21 protein-coding genes are annotated in these 26,128 nt (G+C 61.8%); 7 read left to right on the forward strand and 14 right to left on the reverse strand.

The features are described 5' to 3' along the window. Positions 1 to 10: 10 nt before the first annotated feature. From HZ994_13560 to HZ994_13575, 4 genes are all read right to left on the reverse strand, one after another. Positions 11 to 1,042 (reverse strand): hypothetical protein, encoded by a 1,032-nt coding sequence (locus HZ994_13560; GenBank protein QTN33296.1) that lies wholly within the window; start codon positions 1,040 to 1,042, stop codon positions 11 to 13. Further along, a complete protein-coding gene (locus HZ994_13565; GenBank protein ID QTN33297.1) occupies positions 1,039 to 1,413 on the reverse strand; it encodes a hypothetical protein in 375 nt (124 codons plus the stop codon). Before HZ994_13565 ends, HZ994_13560 begins: the two co-directional genes overlap by 4 nt. A gap of 43 nt (positions 1,414 to 1,456) precedes the next feature. After that, on the reverse strand, positions 1,457 to 3,157 hold the full coding sequence (gene ilvD, locus HZ994_13570) for a dihydroxy-acid dehydratase (protein QTN33298.1): 1,701 nt from the start codon (positions 3,155 to 3,157) through the stop codon (positions 1,457 to 1,459). A gap of 67 nt (positions 3,158 to 3,224) precedes the next feature. Further along, complete coding sequence (locus tag HZ994_13575) at positions 3,225 to 3,572, reverse strand: hypothetical protein (GenBank protein QTN33299.1); 348 nt, start codon at positions 3,570 to 3,572, stop codon at positions 3,225 to 3,227. 232 nt (positions 3,573 to 3,804) lie between these two features. Between HZ994_13575 and rpmJ the strand changes: the two genes are divergently transcribed. Then, positions 3,805 to 3,969 carry a 50S ribosomal protein L36 gene (gene rpmJ, locus HZ994_13580; GenBank protein ID QTN33300.1) on the forward strand — a complete coding sequence of 55 codons (165 nt, stop codon included), beginning with the start codon at positions 3,805 to 3,807 and terminating at the stop codon, positions 3,967 to 3,969. A gap of 87 nt (positions 3,970 to 4,056) precedes the next feature. On the opposite strand, the gene HZ994_13585 is transcribed toward rpmJ, so the two are convergent. From HZ994_13585 to HZ994_13610, 6 genes are all read right to left on the reverse strand, one after another. Further along, entirely contained in the window at positions 4,057 to 5,136 is a 1,080-nt protein-coding gene (locus HZ994_13585; GenBank protein QTN33301.1) for a redoxin domain-containing protein, read from the reverse strand. 229 nt (positions 5,137 to 5,365) lie between these two features. Then, the gene (plsX, locus tag HZ994_13590) at positions 5,366 to 6,418 is read right to left on the reverse strand and encodes a phosphate acyltransferase PlsX (protein QTN33302.1); all 1,053 of its coding nucleotides are present in this window, start codon (positions 6,416 to 6,418) and stop codon (positions 5,366 to 5,368) included. 110 nt (positions 6,419 to 6,528) lie between these two features. After that, positions 6,529 to 6,711 carry a 50S ribosomal protein L32 gene (rpmF, locus tag HZ994_13595; protein ID QTN33303.1) on the reverse strand — a complete coding sequence of 61 codons (183 nt, stop codon included), beginning with the start codon at positions 6,709 to 6,711 and terminating at the stop codon, positions 6,529 to 6,531. A gap of 12 nt (positions 6,712 to 6,723) precedes the next feature. Then, positions 6,724 to 7,227: a hypothetical protein gene (locus HZ994_13600; protein ID QTN33304.1), complete on the reverse strand. Its 504-nt coding sequence runs from the start codon at positions 7,225 to 7,227 to the stop codon at positions 6,724 to 6,726. Between the two features lie 115 nt (positions 7,228 to 7,342). Then, entirely contained in the window at positions 7,343 to 8,869 is a 1,527-nt protein-coding gene (locus HZ994_13605) for a PDZ domain-containing protein (protein QTN33305.1), read from the reverse strand. 8 nt (positions 8,870 to 8,877) lie between these two features. After that, the gene (locus tag HZ994_13610; protein ID QTN33306.1) at positions 8,878 to 9,615 is read right to left on the reverse strand and encodes a 4-hydroxy-tetrahydrodipicolinate reductase; all 738 of its coding nucleotides are present in this window, start codon (positions 9,613 to 9,615) and stop codon (positions 8,878 to 8,880) included. A gap of 96 nt (positions 9,616 to 9,711) precedes the next feature. On the opposite strand from HZ994_13610, the gene HZ994_13615 reads away from it, so the two are divergent. From HZ994_13615 to HZ994_13630, 4 genes are all read left to right on the forward strand, one after another. Next, a complete protein-coding gene (locus HZ994_13615) occupies positions 9,712 to 12,507 on the forward strand; it encodes a DUF1549 domain-containing protein (protein ID QTN33307.1) in 2,796 nt (931 codons plus the stop codon). A 19-nt stretch (positions 12,508 to 12,526) separates the two neighbouring features. Continuing rightward, entirely contained in the window at positions 12,527 to 13,882 is a 1,356-nt protein-coding gene (locus tag HZ994_13620; GenBank protein QTN33308.1) for a sulfatase, read from the forward strand. A 67-nt stretch (positions 13,883 to 13,949) separates the two neighbouring features. Continuing rightward, positions 13,950 to 14,708 (forward strand): DUF1080 domain-containing protein, encoded by a 759-nt coding sequence (locus HZ994_13625; GenBank protein ID QTN34402.1) that lies wholly within the window; start codon positions 13,950 to 13,952, stop codon positions 14,706 to 14,708. 19 nt (positions 14,709 to 14,727) lie between these two features. Beyond that, on the forward strand, positions 14,728 to 16,128 hold the full coding sequence (locus tag HZ994_13630) for a sulfatase (protein QTN33309.1): 1,401 nt from the start codon (positions 14,728 to 14,730) through the stop codon (positions 16,126 to 16,128). Positions 16,129 to 16,134: 6 nt separating this feature from the next. Here the strand turns inward: HZ994_13630 and mutM are convergent, their stop codons facing one another. Continuing rightward, the gene (gene mutM, locus HZ994_13635; protein QTN33310.1) at positions 16,135 to 16,956 is read right to left on the reverse strand and encodes a bifunctional DNA-formamidopyrimidine glycosylase/DNA-(apurinic or apyrimidinic site) lyase; all 822 of its coding nucleotides are present in this window, start codon (positions 16,954 to 16,956) and stop codon (positions 16,135 to 16,137) included. A 91-nt stretch (positions 16,957 to 17,047) separates the two neighbouring features. Between mutM and HZ994_13640 the strand changes: the two genes are divergently transcribed. Further along, entirely contained in the window at positions 17,048 to 17,896 is an 849-nt protein-coding gene (locus HZ994_13640) for an NDP-sugar synthase (GenBank protein ID QTN33311.1), read from the forward strand. A 157-nt stretch (positions 17,897 to 18,053) separates the two neighbouring features. On the opposite strand, the gene HZ994_13645 is transcribed toward HZ994_13640, so the two are convergent. The 3 genes from HZ994_13645 to HZ994_13655 all read right to left on the reverse strand — a co-directional run bounded on the left by HZ994_13645 (position 18,054) and on the right by HZ994_13655 (position 24,824). Then, on the reverse strand, positions 18,054 to 20,738 hold the full coding sequence (locus tag HZ994_13645) for a glucosidase (GenBank protein QTN33312.1): 2,685 nt from the start codon (positions 20,736 to 20,738) through the stop codon (positions 18,054 to 18,056). Between the two features lie 55 nt (positions 20,739 to 20,793). Next, on the reverse strand, positions 20,794 to 21,804 hold the full coding sequence (locus tag HZ994_13650; GenBank protein QTN33313.1) for a ThuA domain-containing protein: 1,011 nt from the start codon (positions 21,802 to 21,804) through the stop codon (positions 20,794 to 20,796). 92 nt (positions 21,805 to 21,896) lie between these two features. After that, positions 21,897 to 24,824 (reverse strand): c-type cytochrome, encoded by a 2,928-nt coding sequence (locus tag HZ994_13655; GenBank protein ID QTN33314.1) that lies wholly within the window; start codon positions 24,822 to 24,824, stop codon positions 21,897 to 21,899. A gap of 180 nt (positions 24,825 to 25,004) precedes the next feature. On the opposite strand from HZ994_13655, the gene HZ994_13660 reads away from it, so the two are divergent. Then, positions 25,005 to 26,114: a hypothetical protein gene (locus HZ994_13660; GenBank protein QTN33315.1), complete on the forward strand. Its 1,110-nt coding sequence runs from the start codon at positions 25,005 to 25,007 to the stop codon at positions 26,112 to 26,114. Positions 26,115 to 26,128: the final 14 nt, after the last annotated feature.

Consider the following 26,128-nt stretch of genomic DNA (forward strand, 5'->3'; position numbering starts at 1 on the left):
GCGTGGAGTTTCAGCCGAGATCGCGCCAGCGAACAAGCCCGGCCAACGGCATTTCGCCATCCGGGTGCCAGGAAATCCCCGGTTCCTGGGATTCCCCTGCGGCACAGATGCGCGGCGGGGAAATGGCTTCCAAACGATCCGTTTCGGTGAGCGGCTCGACCACGGCGGTGGATAGGAACGGGGTCTCCGGACCCATCGATTCGCGTGTCAGATCCTGCGGCATGGGCGCCACGCGTACGAATCCGCTGCCCGGCCCGGATCGCAGGGATGTGTTCCGCGCATCCCATACCACGGTCCAGTGCGCCGATCCCTCGCTCTCCCACATCCGCAGGTCATCGCCGTTGGCGATGCGGAATCTCGACAGCTCGCGCTCGTTGCGGACTCCGCCGGCCTCCGACAGGGAGGGGGAGAGGGAGGGGCGCCCCCAGGCTTCCAGGGCGGCGGCGAGTTTTTCGCAGAACGCCTCGCCATCCCCTTCCACATAGATCATCTGCACGGAGAGGCAGCCGCGCTGGCCGTGGCGCATGATGTCCTCCGCGAGGTCTGCGGCGAGGCCGGGGCGGTCTCGGAAAACGAAGGCCGCGCTCAGCTTCGGCCCGTGCTCGATGATGCGGGTTTCCGGCGATAGCCAATCGCGGAAAAAGGCGATGGTTTCCGCCCCGCCGTAAATGACCGCGGTTTCCGGTTTTTTCCAAGTTTCCGGCAGCTTACGGCGGATCTGCAGGGACGGCACGGAGGCCGCCCATTCCCCGAACTCGGGCAGGCCGCCGGAGGGAATTTTCACCCACGATTCGCAACCGATCAGGATGGCGCGAAATACGGATTGGAAGGCGGCGTGGGGGGTGTTGCCGCTCACCACATGCAGCACCGGGCTGCGCGGGACGACCTTGGAACCATCGCACCATTGCTCCAGCCGACGGTGATCGCCGAGTTCCTCATCGAGCCATCGGATCAAGGATTTTTCATCGTACGCGCCGATCCATGCTTCCAGGATTTCCCGCTGGGAGACAAGGAAGGCGATACGCTCCTGAAGGGTTTTCATGCCCCGTACCCCCACGGATTGAAAAGACGTCTGCCTGTTTTCTCGAAATCCGTCACGTTGCGTGTCGCGACAGTGAGCCCATGGACTTTCGCGGTGGCTGCGATGAGGATTTCCCGATACCATTCCCCAAGCCTTGCGGCGAACCCAGGATCGCTTGCGATCAACATGCTCGCACCATAGCGGATCTCGCTCAGCGTGATGACGCCGGCGAATGCCATGGTGCCGCCCTCCGCTTGCTGCCATTGCACGACCGCCCCGTCGCCGCTGAATGCATGCATCCGGGTCTTCGCCGGCGATTTCTGCGAAGGTTTTGAGATTTCTCTTTCGATGATCTCCGCCACCCATGCGTAAAGGAATTTCGATTCGTCCATAGCACGGTGGCACGATTGCACGGGATATGCAAGGATGCTGGTTTCAGAGCCCTTTGTCGGTGACGGCGCCTTCGCTCGCGCTGGTGACCAGCTTCGCGTATTTCGCGAGGACACCATATTTGTAGCGCGGCTCCGGGCGAACCCATTTCGCCTTCCTGGCCGCGATTTCGGCATCGGGAAGGTTCACGGAAATCCGGTTCTCGACGGCGTTGATCTCGATCTCGTCGCCATCCTCGAGGATGCCGATGGTGCCGCCTTCGAAGGCTTCCGGGGTGATGTGGCCGACGACGAATCCGTGGCTGCCGCCGGAGAAGCGGCCGTCGGTGATGAGGGCGACGTCCTTGCCGAGCCCCATGCCCATCACGGCGGAGGTGGGGCCGAGCATTTCGCGCATGCCGGGGCCGCCTTTGGGGCCTTCGTAGCGTATGACGATCACGTTCCCTTTCTCGATCTTCTTGGCGAGGATGGCGGTCATGGCTTCCGGCTCGGAATTGAAGACGCGGGCTTTGCCTTTGAAGGTTTCGCCTTCCTTGCCGGAAATTTTCGCGACCGATCCGCCTTCGGCGAGGTTTCCGTAGAGGATGCGGAGGTGGCTGTCTTTTTTGAGCGGGTTGTTGACCGGGCGGATGATCTGTTGGTCGGCGGGGTAGTTGATGGGGGATTTCTCAAGGTTCTCGCGCATGGTGCGGCCGGTGACGGTCATGCAATCGCCGTGGAGGAGGCCGGCTTCGAGAAGCATTTTCATGAGCGGTACGGTGCCGCCGATGCGGACGAGATCGGCCATGGCGTATTTGCCGGAGGGCTTGAGATCGGCGAGGACGGGGGTCTTTTTGCCGATGCGCTCGAAGTCGTCGAGGGTGATCTCCACTCCGGCGGAGTGCGCCATGGCGGGGATGTGGAGGCAGGCGTTGGTGGAGCCGCCGAGGGCGATAAGGACGGTGATCGCGTTTTCGAAAGCCTCTTTCGTCATGATGTCGCGGGGCTTGATGCCGAGCTTGATGAGATTGAGGACGGCGGCGCCGGCATCGAAGCAGTCGCGCATCTTGTCATCGGAAATCGCGGCCTGGGCGGAGCTGTTAGGCAACGACATGCCGAGTGCTTCGATCGCGCTGGCCATGGTGTTCGCGGTGTACATCCCGCCGCAGGAACCGGGGCCGGGGATGGCGCATGACTCGACGTGCTCCAGCTCCTCATCGGTGAACTCGCCGTTCGCGTGTTTTCCAACCGCTTCGAAAACGGAGACGATATCGAGATCTTTTTCCTCGCCCTTTATCTTGCCGCAGCCGGGCAAAATCGTGCCGCCGTAGACGAAGACGGCGGGTCGGTTCATGCGGCCCATGGTCATGACGCAGGCGGGCATGTTCTTGTCGCAGCCGCCGATGGCGACGAAGCCGTCCATGCCTTCGCAGCCGACGACCGTCTCGATGGAGTCCGCGATCACCTCGCGGGAGACGAGGGAGTATTTCATCCCCTCGGTGCCCATGGAGATGCCGTCGGAGATGGTGATGGTGTTGAAAATGATGCCCTTACCGCCTGCGGCATCGACGCCTTTCTTGGACTCGATGGCGAGCTTGTCGATATGGATGTTGCAGGGAGTGACCTCGCTCCATGTCGATGCGACGCCGATCTGTGGCTTGGCGAAATCGTCTTTTTTGAAGCCGACCGCATAAAGCATCGCGCGGCTCGGCGCGCGGTCGGGTCCATCGAGCATCAGGCTGGAAAAGGGGCGGTCTTGGTCGTTCATCGGGCAGGGATGATTCAGCAACCCGTGCCCGTTTGCAACCCGGTTCCGCAGGCTGTTTTACAGCGCTTCAGCGGCAGTATCCGCCGCCGTAGCCACCGTAGCCACCGTAGCCACCGCCGTAACCGCCGCCGTAACCGCCGCCGTAACCGCCGCCGTAACCGCCGCCGTAACCGCCGCCGTAACCGCCGCCGTAACCGCCGCCGTAGCCGCCATGGTATCCGTCATGATGGGAGTCGTTGTCGTCCGCGAGCGCGTAGCCGACCAGGCCTGCCGCGGCGACGCTCATCAAGGCGACGCCGGGATCAACCGTTTGCCTCGGGTGGCCGTAGGCATCGTAGCTCGTGGTGCAACTAGCCCCGAGTGCGGCACATGCGATGAGGGAGGCGAAGCGGATAAGCCTGAACTGTGTTTTCATTTCAGTGGTTGTGACGCGGCGGGGGGGAAACTATTCATGGCTCTTCCGGAAAATATTTGCCGGCATGCGGAATTACAGCTGCCCGCACAAGGATCCCCCGTGGATGCCGGGCGAAGCAGTCCCTGGAAAAATCCCTGCCCGATGAAAAATCGTCTTTACAAAAAGCGGTGAACCCCTAATTTCCGCGCCCCGTCACCTCGCTGGCGGCTCCAACACCAACCGATTTCCAGCCATGAGAGTCCTTTCATCCCTCGCTTCCGCCAAACGCCGCCACGCCGACTGCCAGGTCGTGAGCCGCAAGGGCACCAATTACGTCATCTGCAAGACCAACCCCAAGTTCAAGGCACGCCAGGGTGCGACCAAGGGAACCCGTCTTTCCAAGAAGGGCGTCAAATAGTTTTCCTGCACCTGTTTTCATAGTTTTTCAAGGTTTGGGTGGCGATCCGAAAGGGCCGCCACCTTTTTTGTGCCTTGCTGCCGGATTTCACTCCCCACTGCCCGCAGCGGAGATGAGGGCATCCACGGTAAGCTCCAGAAAGGAACCCGGCAGGCCGGAGTATTCGATTTTTCCGGCGGCATCCAGGACCAGCACCGCAGGACGCGAGGCGACCCTGTATTCGGCGGCCAGCTTGTCGCTGGGATCGATGATGTTGTTCCAACGGATCGAGCCGTCCGCCTGAAGGGCGCGGATGCGGTCGAGCGACTCCGGGGTGACTCCGAGGACGGCCACCGGCTTGCCCTCGTATTTCACGGCTAGGTTGTTGGTCAGCCCGATGATCTTGTCGGTTTCCGGGGATTTTGCATCCCAGAAAAGCAGGATGACCGTCTTGCCCTTGAAGTCCGAGAGGCGGATTTCTCGCCCCGCGACATCGGTGCCGGAGAGTTCGGGGGCGATGCGGCCTTTTGAGAGGAAACGGATGACGTAAAGCTCGTCGGTGGCGATGTCCGCCACGCTGCTTGCCCCGATTTTCTGATCCGATGCCTGGATGATGGCGGTGCGCAAGTAGGTGAGGCGCTTGGCCATCACTTCCGGAGCATCACCGAGGTTTTTGAGCAGCATGGATGCGCCGAGGGCGGCGATCCCCTGGGTCGGCTCGTCGGGATTCCCGGTAATGACTTTTTCCAGAATGCCCAATGCCTGGGGATCGCCGCTCTCCGCCAGGGCGATGCAGAACGGGCCGATGCCGGGCTTGGCGATGTGGTTTTCGGAAAAGGCGGCGAGGATGCGCTGGCGCTCTGCGGGGAAGGCCGGCTGGGGACTTCCATCCGCGCCGGGGGCGGTGAGATTTCGGGTGAGATCCATGAACCAGGCAGCGTGGGGGATGACCCACTCTTCCTTGAGGGAAGGCGCGATGTCCGCCCAGAGATCCTTGGCCGCTTTTTGCGGGTCGGGTCGGCTGGCCATGAGTTCCTGTTTTTCGGAAGGCGTTGCGGCAAGCTTGTATTTCAGGGCCCAGGTCTCTGCGGAAAGCTCATAGCCGCGCCGGATCCGCTCCGCCGTCTCCGGTGTGGCGTGGGCGTGGGCGGCAAGGAAAAGGGCGGAAACGGCGAGGGGCTTGAGCATGGTGGGAAAAGTTTTGCAGCGCAGGCTTCCGGCAAGCGCCGTGGCGAGTATTGCGTGTATTGCGGATTCTTCAATCACTCATGCGCGGTGCAGCAGCATGACGGCCTCCGCGCCTGGTTTCCCGGATTTCCTGCATCGAATTCGCCTCGGGAGATTCCCGTTCACGGCACCGGAGCATGGCCGAGTGATGGCCTGACGCTTCCGCAAGCCAAGCCCGCCGGAACCCCGCTCAATCCCGGTGCAATATGCTTTTCACCATCTCCATCGGCCCGCAGGAGGGGAGCTCGGACATGGCTTCCTCGATGCGCGGGTTGATCTTGTGTTCGACGGTCTCTACGGCGACGCGGATTGCGTTGCGGACGGCGAGGCCGGTGGAGGAGCCGTGGGCGATGATGACCACCCCGTTGACCCCGAGGAGGGGGCTGCCGCCGTAGGTTTCGTAGGAACTCTTCGCCTTGAGCGCCTTGAAGGCGCCCTGGGCGAGGACTGCTCCGGCCATGCGCAAGGGGGTTTCCTTGATCTCCGTCTTCAGCCATTTGGAAACGGCCTTTGCGGTGGCCTCGACGCTCTTGAGGACGATGTTGCCGACGAAGCCGTCGCAGAGGACGATGTCGAGCTTGGTTTCGAAAAGGTCGTGGCCCTCGACGTTGCCGACGAAGTTGATGCCCGGCGTGGCCTTGAGGCGTTTGAAGGTTTCCTTGGTGAAGGTGGTGCCTTTCTCGTCCTCCTCGCCGTTGGACATGAGGCCGACGCGGGGTTCCTTCACGCCGAGGACATATTTCGCGTAGGCGGTGCCCATGATCGCGTAGGCGACGAGGTGCTCGGGCTTGGATTCCGGGTTGGCGCCGGCATCGAGGATGTTGCAGATGCCGTGTTCGTTGGGCAGCGGGGAGGCGATGCCGGCGCGATCCACGCCTTTCAGGCAGCGCAGCTTGAGGGTGGCGGCGGCGACGGCGGCTCCGGTGTTGCCTGCGGAGACGAAGGCGTCCGCCTTCCCGTCCTTGACCAGATCCATGGCCACGCTGATCGAGGAAAGTTTCTTGCGGCGGACGGATTTCGCGCCCGGCTCGGCCATGCCGATGACTTCCGGCGCATGGACGATGCTGACCCGCGGGTCCTTGAGGTTCAGACCGTGCAAAGCGGCTTCCTTGCGCAGGATGTTTTCCTCGCCGACGAGAAAAAGGTGCCCGAGCTTGGGCAGGTTTTTCAACGCCTCGGCGGCGCCTACGAGGTTGATCTGTGGGGCGTTGTCGCCGCCCATGGCATCAAGTGCTACCTTCATGGAAATGCGGATGGGTTAATCGGTATCAGGTATGGAATCCCGTACGAAGAAAAAACCCGCGCCGGGAAGCCAGCGGGGGTTCTTGCGGGATTCCCTGCGGGGAAGCCAAATCAGAATGCCTCCACTTCGAGGACTTTGCGTCCGCGATAGGTGCCACAGGAAGGGCAGGCGATGTGAGAAGGCTTGGCGGCTCCGCAATCGGAACAGGCGCTGAAGACGGGAGCCTTCCAGCGGTTTGCGCCGCGGCGCATTTTCTGGCGGCTCTTGGATTGACGGCGTTTTGGTACGGCCATGGTCGTGTGTGTTTAGGATTGATCGTTGAGACCCGTGAGGTCGTTGAGGGCGGACCATCGGTCGTCGCCCTCGCTGCGGGGGGCGATGGATAGACCATCCCCGCCGGGTTTGTCCACTGCTAAATAACGCGAATCGATCTCGCATGGTTCAGGGACATCCCCCTCGTCGCAACGGGGATCCGTTGGGAACTCGATGAGGATCTCCTCGCGCAGCGCCTCGGCGAGGTCGGTTCGCCCGGAATGGCCGATTTCCACGGAAACGGCGGCGTTCGGCAGGCGTATGGTTTTGACGAAGGGTTTCAGGGTGACCACGCATGTGAACTCGAAGGGTGCGGAGACGCTGCCGGTGGCCAGCAGCTCGGATTCGAACCTCTGCACCCAGAGATCATATGCCAGCGGCCCAACGGACAGCGCATCGCCCTTCGGGAGGTCGAAGAGCGAGCCGTCGAGTTCCCCGGAAAAGGCTTTGCCTTCCTCGGGGAGGGTTGCCAGGTCGATGATAAGGGACTTTTCCATGTGTGTGATCGTAAAATCCAACGGCAAAAACTCAAACCCTAAGAAAAGGGTTTTTTGCGGGCTCTGTGGACGGGGGGCGTGAGGCAGCGGCTTGGAAAGCCGCGCCCCATGGGTTTCACTCGGCGCGGGAGAGGCGGTTCAGGCCGCGCTGGAGCAGGGCGCTGTCCACCATGGTGGAGATTTCCTCATCGAGATAGACGGTGAAATTCTCCTCCAGGAACTCGATGGAGTGGAGGTTGTCGGTGTTGGGTTTTCCGAAGGCGTCGATGAGGGTCTTCATGCTGTCGATCTCGATGCCGTTGACCTTTTTCACGATGAGGTTGCGCAGGCCTTCGTAGCCGACCGTGGCGGGTGTGGGGATGGAGCCGCTGAGGAAAATGACGCGCTTGGCGTTTTCCTCGTATTTCTCGGGGTTTTCGTAGGCGTCGAGGAGGTTGAGAGGGGCGCGGGAAGACCAGTCCTTGCCGAATGCCTCCAGCACGGGGCGGCTGAGTTCCTGGAAGATGAAGCCGCCCTTGACGAGGAAATTGGGCGCGCGGTCGAAGCGGTAGTCGGGCACGAGGCGGTCTTCCGGCTCCTCGCGCGCCAGGGTGGCCGTGATTTCGAGGGGCTCACCGTCGCGGAGGATGCCGAGCTGGATGGCATCGCCGGTGGAGCTTTCGCCGCGGACGATGTGTCCCCAGAAGACGGAGCCGTAGTGGGGGTGCTGGTAGTATCCGCGCTTGTCGATGTGGTGGCCGGCCGCGCTGAGGAGCACGTCGCCTTGTTTCACCCCGGCGAGATCGGCGGCGGCGCCCTTGCGGACCGTGCCGATGTAGAGGCCGCCCTGCTCCGGGGTGAGCCTGAGGAATTTCCGGAACGATGGGTCTTCGGTGCGCGAGACGGAGATGCCCAAGGAAGGGAAGCCGTCGTAGCCGCCGTCCTTCACGTTGGCGAGGAAATGGGAGATGACATCGATGGAGAGGACATCGGAGATCTGGTCGTCGGAATCGTAACTGAGGAGGATGCCGACCAGCGCCCCATCGCGCAGCACGGGCAGGGAGAAACTGCTGGCCGCGCCCTGCATGGAGGCTTTCACCAGGTAGGTAAGGAAACTCTGGTTGGGCAGGAAGCTGGCAACCACATCGACGGATTGGAGAGTGCCGTTGGTGAGCAGCGAAGTGCCGTTGTCCTCGACCTGGAAAATCTGCATGGCCGAACCGATCGAGGGCGGCTCCGCGAGGGTGAGGGGCTTGGTGCCAGCGAAGAAGCTTTCCCTTTCCTCCTCGGATTTCACGGTGAGCAGGGCGAGGTTCGCCTCATAATCGACGGCGATGATTTCCGCCTGGGCGGTCTTGGCCCCATCCGGAGATTCCAGCTCCAGGTAGGTGGAGTCCGCGACCATTTCGCCGGTGGTCAGAATTTGCCCTGGGGCGACGATGGCACCGAGGGAGCGGAGGTTCCGGGGGGGTGTTTTCTCCCATGGCTGGCCGGGGTTCCAGGATTGGCTGGTGGAGTTGATGCGGATGACCGACTCGGTGAGGGAGGCGGGTTCGGTTACAGGTGCGGCCTCTGCGGTCTGGGCCGGCTCGGATTTCAGGGGCGGCGGGCCATCGCAGGATGCGGCGATGAGGCAGAGGGAGAGGGTGATCAGGTGTTTCATGGGGAAAATCATTTCAGGCCGAGGACGTCCTGCATGTCGTAGAGGCCGGGCGGCTTGCCTTCCAGCCAGAGGGCGGCGCGGACGGCTCCGCTGGCGAAAGTCATGCGGGAGGAGGCCTTGTGGGTCAGCTCGACGCGCTCTCCGTCCGCCGCGAACATTACCGTGTGGTCGCCCACGACATCGCCGCCGCGCAGGGTGTGCATCCCGATTTCCCGCTCCTTGCGCGGGCCGATGTTGCCGAAGCGGCCGTGGGCGATGTCGTCCCTGTAGGAAGTGCCGGTCTCCTCGTTGAGGATTTCAAGAAGCCGCCGCGCCGTGCCGGATGGGGCGTCGATCTTGTGGCGGTGGTGCATTTCCGTCACCTCGATGTCGAAGGTGTCCTGTTTCAGGATGCGTGCGGCCTGCTGGGTCAGCCAGAAAAGGGTGTTCACGCCGACTGAGAAATTCGGGGCGTGGACGATGGGGATTTCCTTTGATGATGCCTGTATGGCCTCAAGCTCCGCATCGGTGTGGCCGGTGGTGCCCATGACCAGAGCGACCTTGTTGCGGACTGCAGCCTCGACGAGGCTGGTGGAGAACGAGTGGACGGTGAAATCGATGATGCACTTCGCCGCCTTGACGGCCGCGTCGAGGTCTTCGCCCGCGTCGTGGGTTGCGGCGATTTCGGTTTCCGGGTTCGCCAGGGTGGCCTCGGCGACTGCCAGGCCCATGCGGCCGGACTTGCCTGTGATGAGAATGGGAAGCATGCGCGCGGATGTTGGGGCCGCTTTGCGGAAATGGAAATGGGAATTTTCCGGCAAGCTGCGATGTAAGATAAATCCGCCGGTGTCGGTAAATGTCAGGTGCGCTGTGTTTTTGCAACAATGCTGGCGGCGGGTGCCTGTGCTTCCGCCTATCAGGAAACATCACCTTTCGGCAAGGCGAGGGAGATCCTGGAGCTGAATTGTGTCGAATGCCACACCCCGGAGGAGGCGAAGGGCGGGCTGGTCATGACGACCGCAGCGGAGATGAAAGGCACCGGTGATTCCGGAAAGGCGCTGGTTCCGGGGAATCTAAAGGCGTCCGGCATTTACGTGCGCATCACCCTCCCGGCCGACGACACCGACCGCATGCCGCCGAAAAAGCACGGCGGGCCGCTTTCCGCCGAGGATGCCGAGATATTGAAGGCCTGGATCGAATCAGGTGCCGAGTGGCCGGAAGGGGAAACCCTCCACCCCCGCGCCAAGACCGCCCTCCCGCGTTGGGACGCACCCGCCGATCCGGCCATCGTCTCCATCGAGGCGTTTCCGAAAAACATCAGCCTGGAGACCGAGGCTGATTACCACCGAGTGATCGTCATTGCACGGATGAGGGACGCATCGACCCACGACATCACCCGCCAGGCCAGGCTTTCCCTCGCCGATGCGGCTTTCGCGAAACTCGATGAAAACCTCCTCACCCCCAAGGCCAACGGGGAAACGAAACTGAAGATCGAATACCGCGGGCTTGCCACGGAGGTCTCCGTGAAGGTCAAGGATGCGCAGAAGCCCCGCCCCATTTCCTTCCAGCTCGATGTCATGCCGGTTCTCACCGCCGCCGGCTGCAACACCGGCTCCTGCCACGGCTCCGCACGCGGGCAGGATGGCTTCCACCTCAGCCTCTATGGCTTCGATCCCAAGGGAGACCACTTCCGCCTGACCTCGGAAATGGCAGGCCGCCGCGTGAACCTCGCACTCCCCGAGGAATCCCTGCTTATCACCAAGGCCACCGGTGCCGTGCCTCACACAGGCGGCAAACTGATGAAGCCGGCCAGCCCGTTTCACGAAACCCTCGTCCAATGGATCCGGGACGGCGCGAAGTATGACGAGGACGGGATCCCGCAGCCAACCGGCATCGAGATCCGCCCGGCGGAGGTGGTGATGACCGGCAAGGACATTGCGATCCCTTTCACCGTCCGTGCCAGCTATTCGGATGGCTCCGACCGCGATGTCACCACGCTCACCGCATTTTCCAGCTCGAATGACAACTCCGTGAAAATCGACACGGCCACCGGCATGGCTAACTCCGCCGAGCGCGGCGAGGCGTTTCTGTTAGGCCGTTTCCACACCTTCACGGAAGGCTCGCAGGCCATCGTCGTCCCGGCCGATCTCAAATACGAGCGACCTGAATTCAAGCCCTTCAACTACATCGACAACCACGTCGCCGAGAAGCTTAACAAGCTCCGCATCGTCCCATCCGGACTCGCTTCCGATGAAGCCTTCCTCCGCCGCGCTTTCCTCGATGTCGTAGGCCTGCCGCCCAGCCCGGAGGAGCGGGGAAAATTCCTGGCGGACAGCCGCCCGGACAAGCGCGGCAGGCTCATCGATGACCTGTTGGAACGAAAGGAATTCACCGAGATGTGGGTGATGAAATGGGCGGAGCTGATGCAGATACGCACGATCCCGAACGGCCAGAACACAGTCTCCTACAAGGCCGCTCTGAACTATTACGATTGGCTCCGCGAGCGCATCGCCGGCAACATGCCTTTCAATCAGCTCGTCGCCGAGTTGCTCGCTGCGAAGGGTGGCACCTTCTCCAGCCCTGCCACGAATTTTTTCCAGATGGAGCCGGATGTCCTCAAGCTCACCGAGAACGTCGCGCAGATTTTCATGGGCACCCGCATCCAGTGCGCCCAGTGCCACAACCACCCCTTCGACCGCTGGACGATGGACGACTACTACAGCTTCGCCGCGTTCTTCGCACAGGTGAAACGTAAGCCCGCCGAGGATCCGCGCGAGCGGGTGGTCTTCGATGGGGGAGGGGAGATCAAGCACCCCGTTTCCAAGGTCGATATGGTTCCGAAATTCCTCGGCGGCTCACAGCCGGAGATCAAGGGGAAGAGCCGCCGCGAATCCCTTGCTTCATGGCTCGCTTCCCCGGAGAACCCGTGGTTCGCTCGGAACATCGTGAACATCGTCTGGGATCATTACATGGGCGTCGGCATCGTCGATCCGGTCGATGACATGCGCGTCTCCAACCCTCCCTCCAACCCCGAGCTGCTGGATGAGCTTGCGGAGAGATTCGTCTCCTACAACTACGACTTCAGGAAGCTGGTGCGCGACATCTGCACCTCCCGCACCTACCAGCTTTCCACCGAGACAAACGCCACCAACGGTGAGGACACCCGGAATTTCTCCAAGGCGATGATACGCCGCGTCCGCGCCGAAGTGCTGCTCGACAGCATCTCACAGGTCACCAACACCACGGAGAAATACAAGGGTCTGCCCAAGGGTGCCCGCGCCGTCCAGATCGCCGATGGCAATACCTCGAACTATTTCCTCACCACCTTCGGCCGCGCCACCCGTGCCACCGTCTGCTCCTGCGAGGTGAAGATGGAGCCGAACCTTTCCCAAGCCCTGCATCTAATCAACGGCGACACCGTCCACCAGCGCATCCGGCAAGGAAACATTGTCCAAGAGATGCTGGAGGCGAAAAAGCAGCCGGCGGAAATCATCGAAGCCCTTTATCTGAGGGCGCTCAGCCGGAGCCCCACCGCGCAGGAAAAAGGAAAGCTGCTTGCCGCCGTCGCGGAAGGCGCGAACCCGAACGAACAGCGCAACATACTGGAGGACATTTTCTGGGCGCTGCTGAACTCGAAGGAGTTCATCTTCAATCATTGAAGCGTTTCAAGATCCACCCATGCGCATTCCCTTGCTTTTCGTTGCCATCGCACTCGCCGGCACTTTGGTTGCGGGCCAGGAAAAGCCGAACATCCTGCTGATCATCGCGGACGACTGCACCTACTCCGACCTCGGGATCTACGGCGGGCAGGCGAAGACCCCGCACCTCGCGAAGCTCGCCTCCGAGGGCATGATTTTCAGCAAGTGCTACCAGGCCGCGCCGATGTGCTCGCCGACCCGGCACTGCCTTTACACAGGGCTGTATCCTGTGAAATCCGGCGCGTATCCAAACCATACCCGGGCGTATGGATGGGTGAAAAGCATCGCCCACCATCTGCAGTCTGCTGGCTATGCGACGCACCTTTCCGGAAAAACACACATCGCGCCCAAGAGCGTTTTCCCATTCCACTACAGCGGCGTGGACAACAATCCGGATCCCTCCGTTTTCTCGGAAGTTATCGAATCCAGCGGGAAGTCCGGCAAGCCTTTCCTTTTCATCGCCGCCTCGAACGAACCCCACACACCTTGGAACAAGGGCGATCCCTCCGCCTATCCGCCCGCCTCCCTGAAACTGCCCCCAGTCCTCGTCGGTTCGCCGAAGACCCGCGAGGGTTTCTCGAAATACCTCGCGGAGATCACCTACTTCGACTCGCAGGTCGGAGAGCTGTTAGATAGGCTGGACAGATCGCCTCTGAGCGACAACACGCTCGTCATCGTCCTCAGCGAGCAGGGCAACAGCCTGCCCTTCGCGAAATGGACCTGCTACGACGTCGGCTTGCACAGCGGTTGCGTGATCCGCTGGCCCGGGAAAGTGAAGCCGGGCAGCAGGAGCGATGCGCTGATCGAATATGTTGACGTCGTGCCGACGTTTCTCGAAGCCGCAGGGATCCCCCGCCCGGAAATCCTAGATGGCCGGAGTTTTCTCCCGGTGCTGGAAGGCGGGACAGATACCCACAAGAAATACGCCTTTGGCCTCCAGACAACGCGCGGAATCAACAACGGCAGCGACCACTACGCGATCCGCAGCGCGAACGACGGTCGCTACCGCTACATCCGAAACCTCACGCCGGAGCAGCTTTTCCTGAATACCATGATGGAGGATCCCATTTTCAAGGAATGGGAAAAAATGGCGGGGGCTGGCGACGAAAATGCGAAAAAGCTCGTCCACGATTACCGCCACCGCCCCGCCGAGGAACTCTATGACACAACCTCGGATCCTTGGAACCGGAAGAACCTCATCGACGACAAATCCCTCGCCGGGATCCGCGACGGCCTCAGCTCCGCCCTGGATGGGTGGATGAAGCAGCAGGGCGACGAGGGCAACGCCACCGAAATGAAAGCCTTCGATCATATGCCGCGCAAAGGGAAGGAATAGCAGCCGATTTCCCCGCTTGTCCGCCCGCCGAACCCGCCTCACTCTCTCCCGAGTGAAAGCCCCGCTCCTGTTCCTTTTCGCATCCACGCTGTTCGCCTCCGCCGAGTCCCCGTGGATCCCCCTTTTCAATGGCAAGGATCTCTCCGGCTGGACGCCGAAGATCCGCCACCACCCGCTTGGTGAAAACTTCGCAAACACCTTCACCGTCGAGGACGGCGTCATCAAGGCCTCCTACGATGGATATAGTAAATTCGACAAGCAGTTCGGCCACCTCTACTCGGACATCTCGTATTCCCATTACATCCTGCGCATGGAATATCGCTTCGAAGGGAAAGCGATGGCCGACGCCCCGCCCTACGTGAACCTCAATAGCGGGGTCATGATCCACTCGCAGTCCCCGCAGAGCATGGGGCTCGACCAGGCGTTTCCGGTCAGCATCGAGTTCCAGTTCCTCGCCGACGAGGGAAAGGGACCGCGCTCCACCGGCAATATCTGCACCCCTGGCACGAATGTCGTGATGGATGGAAAACTCATCACCGAGCACATCATCGAGTCCACCGCGCCGACCTTTCCCGCCGGGGAGTGGGTGAAGGTGGAGATCGAGGTGAGGGGCAGCGAGGAAATCATACACCGCGTCAACGGCAAGGAAGTCCTCCGCTACCAGAAACCCCAGCTTGATCCCGAGAACCGGGTTGAATCAGCGGAGGCGCTCTTCGCCGCCGGATCACCGAAGATCCTCTCATACGGCCACATCGCCCTGCAGGCCGAAGGGCAGCCGGTTTGGTTCCGCAACATCGAGCTGAAATCGCTGGAACCCGCCGAATAGCCTTTCACCGAAAACTCCCATGATCGCCAGAATCCTCGCATCCCTCGCCCTTTTTTCGCCCGCCTTCGCGGCAAAGCCAAATGTCCTTTTCATCTGCGTCGATGACCTCCGCCCGGAGCTGAAATCGCTCGGTGCGGATTACATTCATTCCCCGGCGATGGATTCCCTGGTGGAAAGCGGACGCGCCTTCACCCGCCACTATGTCCAGGCTCCCACCTGCGGGGCCTCCCGCTACGCCCTGCTCACCGGGAAATACGCAACCAACGGTGCGCAACGGAACAACGGTGCACTGGAAAGCACGGCCAAGGACGCAGACAACAGGCCGTTTTCCATGCCGAGGCAGTTCCGAGAAAACGGCTACCAAACCGTCTCCATCGGCAAGGTCTCGCACTATCCCGGAGGCCTCGGCGGAAAGGGTTGGAACGATCCCGCGAAGGTCGAAATGCCCGGCGCATGGGATCTCAGCATGATGCCCGCCGGGCCATGGAAGACCCCGGAGAAAGCCATGCACGGATATGCAGGCGGCGTGCCGCGCGGCGCCGGCACACCGGTCAGCGAGCACAAGGAGGGCGATGACATGACCTACACCGATGGCTGGATCACCCGCGAGGCTCTCAAGCAGATGGACGGGCTTGCCAAAATGGATCAGCCGTTTTTCCTCGCGGTCGGCATTATGAAGCCGCACCTGCCCTTCGCATGCCCCAAGTCCTACCTCGATCTCTACAAGGATGTGAAGCTCTCCCCCATCCCGCACCCGCAGAAACCCGAAGGCCTTTCCACCTGGCACTCCAGCGGAGAGTTCCGCCGCTATGCCAGCGGCGGGCGCGATGCATGGAAAGACGCCGAATTCGCAGATGAGCTCCGTCTCTCCTACGCCGCCTGTGTTTCCTATGCCGATGCCCAGGTCGCCCAGCTTCTCGCGAATCTCGACAAGCTCGGCATCCGCGAGAACACCATCGTCGTCCTCTGGGGCGACCACGGCTGGCATCTCGGCGAGCATGCGGTCTGGGGGAAACACACGCTTTTCGAGGAGTCGCTACATGCTCCGCTGGTGATCCGCGTGCCAGGTATGAAAATACCCGGCAAGCGCTGCGGGGCGATTGTGGAAACCGTCGATATCTATCCGACCCTCTGTGAGCTCGCGCGTGTGCCTGTTCCCGAAGGATTGTCAGGTGAATCTTTGGTCGGGCAGCTCGACGATCCTTCCCAGATAGGTGGGGCGGCTGTTTCCTACTGGGGAAACGCCGAAACGATTCGATTGGAACGTCTCCGTCTCATTCGGCACAAAGGCAAAAACGGTGCCGCCGAGTTCGAGCTCTACGAGCACGGCAGTGAAAATGGCGAAACTGAGAATATCGCAGACAAGCACCCCGATCTCGTCGCCGAGCTCAGCGCGGAGATCGACGAGAAGCTGAAGTAGCGGGATTTACCGCTTCTGGCAGATCGGGCACCAGTAGGTCGCGCGTTGGCCGAGGACGCAGTGGGAGATCGCCGTCCCGCAGATCCGGCAAGGCTCGCCTTTGCGGTCGTAGACGAACAGCCTCTGCTTGAAATATCCCGGCTCGCCATCGGAATTCAGGAAATCCCGAAGCGTCGTCCCGCCCTGGGTGATGGATTCCGCAAGCACTTTCCTGATCGCCGCCACCAGCTTCTCTGCTTTCGGTTTCGATAGTTTGTCAGCGGGTAGCTTCGGGTGGATGCCCGCCCGGAAAAGGCTCTCGGAGGCATAGATGTTCCCCACGCCCACCACGGTCTTCGCGTCCATCACCGCCACTTTCACCGGGATGGTCTTCCTCCGCAGCGCGGCGTGCAGGTGCTTCCCCGTAAACCCCTCCTCCAAGGGCTCCGGCCCCAGTCCCGCGAGCAGGGGATGTGTCGGGATCCCAGCCGTTGGTATCCGCATCACCAGACCGAACCTCCGCGGATCGTGGTAACGGAGCTGCAAGCCATTCGATAGCGTGATGCCGATGTGGTCGTGCTTTTTCCAACCCTCCCCCGGCGGGATCACGCGCAGGCTGCCGGACATGCCCAGGTGCACCAGCAGCGTCGAGCCTTCGTCGGTTTCCAGGAGCAGGTATTTCGATCTCCGCCCCACGGAAATGAACAAGGCCCCCTCAAGCCCCGGCAGATGCGGGGAAACCGGCCACCGCAGATCCCACCGCCGCACGATCACCTCCGCAATCCCCGCCCCGACCACATGCGGCTCGATTCCCTTCCGCGTCGTCTCGACCTCTGGCAACTCCGGCATGGGCGGAAACTATCCCCGCAAGGCCGGAGCGCAAGCGTTCCGGCAAAAGCCGTATTGATGTGCGCCCGCTGATGCCTAGTCTCCACGGCAGATGATCACGCAGGCATTCATACTGGGCGCGGGGCTGGGCACGCGGCTTCGCCCGCTCACGGACCTGTTGCCCAAACCGATGGTTCCGCTTTTCCACAAGCCGCTGGCGATGTGGGCGGTGGAGGCTTGCGAGGCGGTGGGCTGCCATCGGTTTGCGATCAACACCCATCACCTGCCGGAAAAATGGGAAGGCTTCGGCGAAGGGCGCGACATGACCTTTTTCCACGAACCAATCCTGCTGGAGACCGGTGGCGGCCTGAGGAACATCGGGCCTTGGGTCGATGAGGGGAGCCTGCTGATCCACAACGGCGACATTTTCTCTTCCATGGATCTTCGCAAGCTGGTGGAAGCCCACGAGGCAAGCGGCGACGAGGCCACTCTGGCACTGCGTTCCTGCGGCGGGGAGAAACGGATCTCATTGGGGGAGGGCGGACGGGTGGTGGATGTTCGCAGCGAGGTGCGCGGCCTGCCCGGAACCCATGTGTTCACAGGGGTTTACTGCGTGACAAAGGATTTCCTGAAACGCATCCCTCCGGGCAAGATCATCGCGGTGATCCCGGCTTTCCAGGAGCTTGTTCGCGAAGGGAAAATCGGTGCCGTCGTGCTCGACGAAGGCGAATGGATGGATCTCGGCGATGTGGGAAGCTATCTCGCCGCGCACCGTGATCTGGCACTGGAGCAACCGGTGCATCCGGAGGCCATCATTGGTGACGGCGCCTTGCTCGAAAACAGCCTGATCGGCAAGGGCGCGGTCATCGGGAAGGGCGCGAGGGTGACGGATTCCGTCGTGTGGCCCGAGGCTATCGTTCCCGATGGAGTGGTGGTTCGGGGAGAGGTCGTTCTGAGCTAGAAGCTCGCATTTTGCTCATTTGTGCCCCGTTTCAGGCGAGATGTGACGTTTCCCTCATCCGGGGAAAAGCCAGCGCAACTCCCGGGCAAGCCTGAGGGGATGGCGGCGCTGGCGAAGGCGGGCGCTTCCGTGGAAAGCCCCTCCCCCCCCGTTGCGATCAGAATTCCTCGTCCATCAGCTTCTCCCTGCGTTCGCGGACGAGGCGGACGACGAGCGCGGTCCAGCCCGTCTGGTGGGATGCGCCGAGGCCTTCGCCGGTCTCGCCGTGGAAGTATTCGTGGAAAAGGATGAGATCCTTCCAATGGGGGTCGTCCGAATAGCGTTTCGAGACCTCCGTGTCGCCGTAGCAAGGGCGGTAGCCGTCCTTGTTTTTCGTGAAGAGGGAGATCAGCCGGTCGCAGATGTCGATGGCGATCTCGCGCAGGGTGCATTGCTGCCCGGAGCCTGTCGGATACTCCATAGTGAATGAATCCCCGTAGAAGTAGTGGTAGCGCTCGAGCGCCTCGATGAGGATGAAATTCGTCGGAAACCAGATCGGGCCGCGCCAATTCGAGTTCCCTCCGAACATGTCGGTCGTCGCCTCGCCCGGGGTGTATTGCACCTGATGGGTGGATCCGGCGTATTGGAACACGAAGGGGTGGTCTCCGTGCGCCTTGGAAAGCGAGCGGATGCCGAAATCGGAGAGGAATTCCTTGGGATCGAGCATATAGGCGAGGCTCTGGCGGAGGCGCTCCTCGGAGGGGATGGCGAGCAGAACGCGGCCGGAGGATTTCTTGCCCGGCACGCGGTTGGCGGTGACATACTTCAGCAGCTCCGGCTTGTTGACGAGGAACCAGTCCATGCGCTTCCGGAAGCCGGGGAGGGCGTCGATGGTTTTCTGCTTCAGCACGGTGACGGCGGAAAGCGGCAGCAGCCCGACGAGGGAGCGGATGCGCAGCGGGATGGGCGGCTCGTCGCCGATGATGAGCTGGTCGTAGTAGAAATTGTCCTGCACATCCCAGAGGCCGTTTCCTCCGAGGGAATTGATCGCGTCGCAGATGTTGACGAAGTGCTCGAAAAACTTGGAGGCGATGTCCTCGTAGGCGGGCTTGGTGAGGGCCAGTTCGAGCGAGATCGCGAGCATGGTCAGGCAGTAGAAACCCATCCATGCGGTGCCGTCCGCCTGTTGCAGGTAGCCGCCGCCGGGGAGGGCGTGGGAGCGGTCGAAGACCCCGATGTTGTCCAGCCCGAGGAAGCCGCCGCCGAAGACATGGCGGCCGTCGAGGTCTTTCCGGTTCACCCACCAGGTGAAATTCAGCAGCAGTTTCTGGAAGGCCTTCTCGAGGAAAAGGAGGTCGCGCTCGCCCTTCCGGTCCGCGATCTTATAGACCCGCCAGACGGCCCAGGCATGGACGGGGGGGTTGACGTCGGAGAAATTCCATTCGTAGGCGGGCAGTTGTCCGTTGGGGTGCATGTACCACTCGCGCAGCAGGAGCAGGAGCTGGTGCTTGGAGAAGGCGGAATCGACCGCGCAGAAGGGCAGCATGTGGAAGGCGGTGTCCCATGCGGCGAACCATGGGTATTCCCACTTGTCCGGCATGGAGAGGATGTTCTTGGCATGGAAATGCTGCCAATCGTGGTTGCGCCCGGTGAGGCGGGCTGCGGGGGGGTTGGGCATCTCCTTGTCGCCCTTGAGCCATGTTTCCACATCGTAGTGGAAAAACTGTTTCGTCCACAGCAGGCTGCCATATCCTTGGCGGCAGATCAGCCTTTCCTCGTCGGAAATACCCTTCGGGATGACGCCTTCGTAGAATTCATCGGCCTCGCGGATCCGCTCCGCGAAGGTCTCGTCGAGGTGCCAGAGGCCTTCGAGCCCGTTGTCCTCATCGACGTGGTGCAGGCGGCAGCAGACGGTGACGGTCTCGCCTGCCGGGATGTCGAAAACGAAATGCGCGGCGGCCTTGGTGCCGGCCGGCTTCGGCGAGACCGCTTTTTTCTCTTTCTGGATGATGTGGCGGTGGAAGGCGTCCTTGGTGTGGGGGGAGGCGTTCTTCATGTCGCCGAGCGCCTCGTGGTTGGTTTCGTTTTCCGTGAACAGCCACTTCGCCTTCACGCCGGATACCTCGGGCGCGATGTGGAAGCGGAAATTCCCCAGGGTTCCGTGCTTGATGGAGAGCGATTTCCCGTCGAGGCGGATGTTGGGTTTTTCCAGGGGCGCCTCGATGTCGGTGCCCCAGCTCCATGTGTTGCGCAGCCAGACGGTGGGCAGCACATGCAAGGGTGCGGCGAGAGGGCCGCGGTTGGTCACGGTGATGCGCCAGAGGATGTCCTGCGGGCTGCGCTTCGCCGTTTCCTGCAAGACATCGAAGTAGCGGTTGCCATCGAACATCCCCATGTCCGCCAGCTCCAGCTCCGGGCCGAGGCGGCCGAGGCGCTCGTTCTCCAGCCGGATGTCGGTGTAGGGGAACTTGTCCTGCGGGTATTTGTAGAGGGCTTTCGTGTAGGAGTGGGTGGGGGTGGAATCGAGGTAGAAGTAGCATTCCTTCACGTCCTCGCCGTGGTTGCCTTCGTTGCCGCCGAGGCCGAAGAGGCGCTCCTTGAGGATGGAGTCCTTGCCGTTCCAGAGTGCGGGGGCGAAGCAGAGGCGGCAGCCGCGGTCGCACCAGCCCTGCAGGCCGTCCTCGCCCCAGCGGTAGGCGCGCTTGCGTGCCTGGTCATGCGGGAAGGCGGCCCAGGAGTTGCCGTGGTCCGAGTAATCCTCGCGCACCGTGCCCCATTGCCGCTCGCTCAGATACGGCCCCCAGCGTTTCCAGTTCTTGCTGCGGTCGTGATCCTCGGAAAGCCTGTTTTTCTCCTCTTCCATGAAATTCCGGGGGGAGGAATAGCAGCTTCCGTGCGAAACACGAAGGCTTTCGTGATCACTCCCCGCCTTGACTCGGCATGATGGGGGAATCCCAGCCCGCGAGATCGGAGGGTTTCACGCCCTTGGCGTGGCCGCCGAAGGAGAATTTGTTCGGCAGGTAGGGGCCGACGAAGGCAATGTCGAGATCCGGTTTGATGGCGTTCTCCATACCGAGCGCCCAGAGGGTTCCGTTGAGGATCAGGCGGCGGTAGTTCTCATCCAGGATGTCCTGGGAGGCGCCCTGGGTGGAGTGGAAGACACGGTTTTCCTTGCCGTCCTTGCTTTTGTAATGCCGCGTCCAGGTGGAGGGCATGGGTGGCTTTTTGGAATCGGCTTCCGCCTTGGGATCCATCGAGACGAGCGGCTGGGAGTTGGTCAGCACGGTGAAGTCCGGGCCGGGCTTGCCGACGTAGCCGCCTGCGTGGGTGAAGGCGTTGTCGCCCACTCCGCTGAGGATGGAGTGATCCTTTTGCTGCGGGACGATCTGGATGCGGGTGCCCTGCTTGTGGTTCGTGCCGTAGTGGCCGACCCAGGTGTTGCCGAGGATCTGGTGGCCGAAGCCGTTCTCGTAGCCTTCGGCCTTCGATCTGAAATCGTACTTCGCGTAGGGCGAGCCGCCGGGGATCTTGAAGGCGTGCGAGGAAGTCCGCAGCCCGACGACGGGGCCGCCTTTTTCCAGGTAGGCCTGGATGTGCGCCATCTCGGCTTCCGGCGGGTTGAGGAAGCGGGCGAAGATGAAGAACAGGTCGGCATCCTTGAGTGCGGCGAGGCCGGAGACATTCGATGAACCGGCCTCGATGAAGCCGTCCTTGTCCACGCCGAAAACGACCGTGCATTTGAAGCCGTGGCGCTTCGCGAGGATGCGTGCGAGCGCCGGGCAGGTTTCCTCTGCTCGGTATTCGTGGTCGCTGGCGAGGAAGACGATGTGTTTGCCGAGCCCGGGGCCGGCCTCGCCTTCGAAGACGATGGAGGTATCGGCCTGGGCGAAGCCGCAGAGGAGGGCGAGCGGGATTAGGATGTTTTTCATGGCGTGGGTGTGTTCGCTGGGGTTTGACTGGGTTTCGGCTTTATCGGCGGTTCGCCGGGGTTGTCGCGATTTCCGAACTCGCGGGCCCCTTCTCATTTCATCGGGTGATCTTTGAGGAGTTCCTCGGGTTTCCAGAATATGCTGCGCTCGCTGGTGGCGGCGCGGACTTTCCTCACGGTCTCCGGTTTCACGGGGGCTGCCTTGTTGCCCCATGAGTTACGGACGTAGGTTAGGACTGCGGCGGCTTCCCTGTCGTCGAGCAATGCGCCGAAGGCGGTCATCGGCGGGACTCCTTTGGTCGGATCATAGGCTTTCCCGTTCACCTCGATTTTGCCCCACAGGCCGTGGAGTATGATCTTGGCAAGCCTTTCCTCATCACCTGTGACCCACTCTGTGCCGACGAGCGGGGGATAGACGGGATCCATTCCCATCCCGTTCGGCTGGTGGCAGGTGGCGCAATGGGCGTCCCGGTGGAAGACCTCGCCGCCGAGCTTGTAGGCTTCGGCATCTGTTCCGGCCAGGTGGGCTGGGACTTCGATTCTCACCGTTTCCTCCACCTCGTCGATCTGGGTTTGCATCTTGCCTTTGGTGGGATCCGCACGGCCCCAGAAATGTTTCACGGTTGCCGCAGCGATGCGGGCGTGCTGTTCGGGGGATTCGAGCAGTGCATCGAGCAGATCGGTGTTCCGCACATGGCTGCGCTGGAAAAGCCATAGGGCTTCGAGGAGCGGCAGCGCGTCCTCGGCTTTCTCCGGGTCGAACTGTTTCACCCATTCCCCCAGGGCGGCGATGACCTCTGCGGAGTCGTGTTCACCCAGCTCGATGCGGGTGCGGTGGCGGACGCCATCGATGGGGTGGGCGAGGTTGTTGAGCAGCGCGGCGACGGGCTGTGCGTCGATGTCCACGGGATCCTGCAGCGGCCTTTGCTTGTTGATCATGCGGTAGATGCGGCCGTGCTTCTTGTCGCGGTAGGGATCGCGGATGTTGTGCTGCATGTGGCCGATGATGATGTTCTGCCAGTCGGCAACGTAGAGTGCGCCGTCGGCTCCGAAGATGGCATCGGTGGGGCGGAAGTTCTTGTCATCGCTGTAAAAGAAGCTGTCGGTCGGGGTGCCCCAGATCTCGCCGGGCTTGAATTCGTTTTTCCCGTCCTTGAACCCGTCGCGGTGGAGTTCGTAGCGCTTGATGCCGAGGTAACCGATGGTGTTGCAGACGAGGAAGTCCTGTTGCAGCTCATCGGGGAAATTTGAGCTGGAGACGATCTCGTCGGCCGGGACGGGACGAACCTCCTTGTTGACGAGCGGGAACATCTTGAAGCCGTTCCCGTCAGGGCGCACCTGGAAGGAGCGGCCGCCGGTGCCGTCGTTTGCGAACATGTAGCCCCAGCGGTCGAAGCTGGTGCCGTGGGGGTTGGGGCTGTTGCCGGCGTGGAAGGTGATCGTGTATTGGACGGGGTCAAAGCGGTACATCCCGGAAGCGGTGGAGGAAAGGGATGGCCCCCACGGGTGCTCAAAGTTGTTCTGGAGGAAAATCCCGCTCTGCCAGTAAAGCGCCCCGTCCGGGCCGATGACGAAGTTGTTTGCGGAGTGGTGGGTGTCCGCCGAGCCGATGCCCTGCACCAGCACGATGCGGATGTCCGCCTTGTCGTCGCCATCCGTGTCCTTCAGGAAAAGGATGTCCGGCTGGGAGGCGACGATGACCCCGCCGTTCCAGAACTCGAAGCCGAGGGGGTTGTGGACCTTTGCGAACTCGATGGCCTTGTCCGCTACGCCGTCCCGGTTTTCATCGGGCAGGATCAGGAGGCTGTCGTTCATTTCCTTGAGCGGCTCCCATTTCGGGTAGGTGTTCCAGCAGGCAGCCCAGAGGCGGCCTTTCGAATCGACCTGCATCTGAACGGGGTTTGCGAGGCCGGGGAACATTTTCTCATCCGCGAAAAGGTTTACCGCGAAGCCCTCGGGCATGTGCATTTTGGAGATCGCCTCCTTTCCGTCCATGTATTCCTTGCTGCCTTCCTTCTGGGCGCTGGAGCTTTTGCTGCCGCCGCCGACGTTGGAGATCACCTCGATGGGGGCGGGCACGTTCGAGTCATCCACCCTGAAATCCTTGCCCTGCGCCACGGCCCAGATCTTGGGGTCGCGGTTGGCGGTCATTACGTCGAGCATCACGAGCTCGTGCTGTAGCACCTCGGCGTTGCTCTGGCCGTTGACGAATTTCAGGCCGGAACGCCCGCCCCAGATGTCATTGCCGTCAGTGGCGCGGTAGCGGTTGTGCCAGTGCCAGTCCTTGTCCATGACCGCCTGGCGGAGGGGTTCCAGCGCAGGGGTGGCCTTGGTTTCCTTTCCGGAAAGGGCGGAGGCGATCACCTCCCCGAGCCTGCGGTTGCCCTCGGGCAGGAGGTGGACGCCGTTGAGAGTGAGGGGTGCGTCCGTTTTTTCGTAGATTCCCAGGGTTGCGGAAAAGAGATCCACGAAAGCGACTTTTTTCTCATCGGCCACCTGATGGATTGCGCCGGTGTAGAGTGCGAGGTTGACGTTGTTGGCACGGCCGTCCGGAAGGATGGGAGTGTTGAGGTTTTCGTGGGCGATGGGGGAGAACAGGACGAAGCGCGGGGCGGATTCGCCGTTGAACTTGATCCCGCGGTATTTGTCGATCATCGCGCCGAGGTCGGCCTTGAATTTGGAGAGGCCGGCCTCGCCCGCGAACGACTCGTTGTAACCGAAGAGGACGAAAACCACGTCGGCCTTGCAGAGGGTGAGGTATTCCTCAGGGGAGGCGAAGCCCTTGTTGCGGGGGCGTGAGGTCACGGTGTCGCCGGTGAAGGCCAGGTTGCGGAAGGCGAGGTTCTGGTCGGGCAGGGCTGCCTGGATCGCGGTTTCCACCCAGCCGTCGTGCTGCATCCGGTCGGCGAGGCCGTTCCCGATCAGGCAGACGGTATCGCCCTTTTGCAGGGGAAGCTGGGCGGAGGCGGGGAGGATGGCGAGGGCCAGGGAAATGGCGGCGAGGCGGGTCTGGTATCTCATGGGCAAACCAAGTAAACGTGATTTGCGTGGGTGACATTGCAAGGAATTCAAGGTCGCCGCCGCTTTCATGGAGCAGGCTTTCGCGATATTCCGTTCGACAGGGCCAAGGCCAGCCGCCAAAATCACCGCATGGTTCTGTGTTCCTTCCCCCGTCCGGCAATTTTTTGTGCATCGCTGGTTTTGAGTTCCCTGGTTGGCATTTCGTCCGCCGGCGAGGTGCAGCCCCTGTCCAAGGAGCTCGCCGCCGAATACAAGCTCGACTCCGCCTTTTTCAAAAAAGGCACCATGGTGCAGGACATACTCATCGCCACTTCCGATAAGGTGACGGATTACACGCATCTGGAGGCGGCGTATCTTTTCGAGAGGATGATGACGGACCTGAGGCCGGACATCGCGCAGCGGATCCGCGACAACAAGGTGCTGTGCATCCTCGTGGCGCATGACGAGCTGACATCCGATGTGCCGCAGTTCAGAAGCGAAAAGACCGGCAAGGAGCTGGATTTCTACAACTGGCGGCAACGCGGTTTCCTGAGCAAGGTGGATGACCGCTACGTGGTGTTTTTCGCCGAGGAGGACGTGATGGAATACGAGGGCGGGATGCAGATCGAGAGCATCCTGATCCACGAGTTCGGCCATGTGATCCATGGCGCGGGCTTCGACGAGGCGCTGACGAAGCGCTGGACGGAGACCTTCGAGAACGCCAAGGCAAAGGGGCTCTACAACGACGGGTATGCCGCGCAGCGATTCCGCAGGGTGGAGGGCAAGGAGCCCGTGCTTCTCCTCGATGCGCTGGTGAAGGCCTTCCCCGCCCAGTCCCCCGAGCTTTTGAAACAATGTCTCGATGGCGGCGATATCCTCGTGAACGGCGAGCCGACGACCTCCGCAGCCAAGGTCACGGGCGATGACCAGGTGCTCATTGTCTTCGGCGGGGAAAAGGACTGCTACGCATCCAAGAACCGGGCTGAGTATTTCGCCGAGGGTGTGCAGGCATGGTATGACACCAACCGCACCATGGACCACGACCACAACCACATCCACACCCGCGCCCAGCTCAAGACATACGATCCGATGCTTGCGGACTTCCTCAAGGAAATCCTCGGTGACAACGAGTGGCGCTTCGTCTCCCCCCGCGAGCGCGCCGGGAAAGATCATCTCAAGGGTTACGATCCCGCGAAATCCCCGGTGGTGGAGGATTTGCCGCACATCAAGACCGCCGGCCTGGATTATTATGACGAATATTGGTCTGGATATTGGAAGCGGCTCAGCGACAAATACGCGGCGGTCCAGTGACCCGTTTCCCATTT

This window comes from Akkermansiaceae bacterium (assembly GCA_017798145.1).
Classification (GTDB): Bacteria; Verrucomicrobiota; Verrucomicrobiia; order Verrucomicrobiales; family Akkermansiaceae; genus Luteolibacter.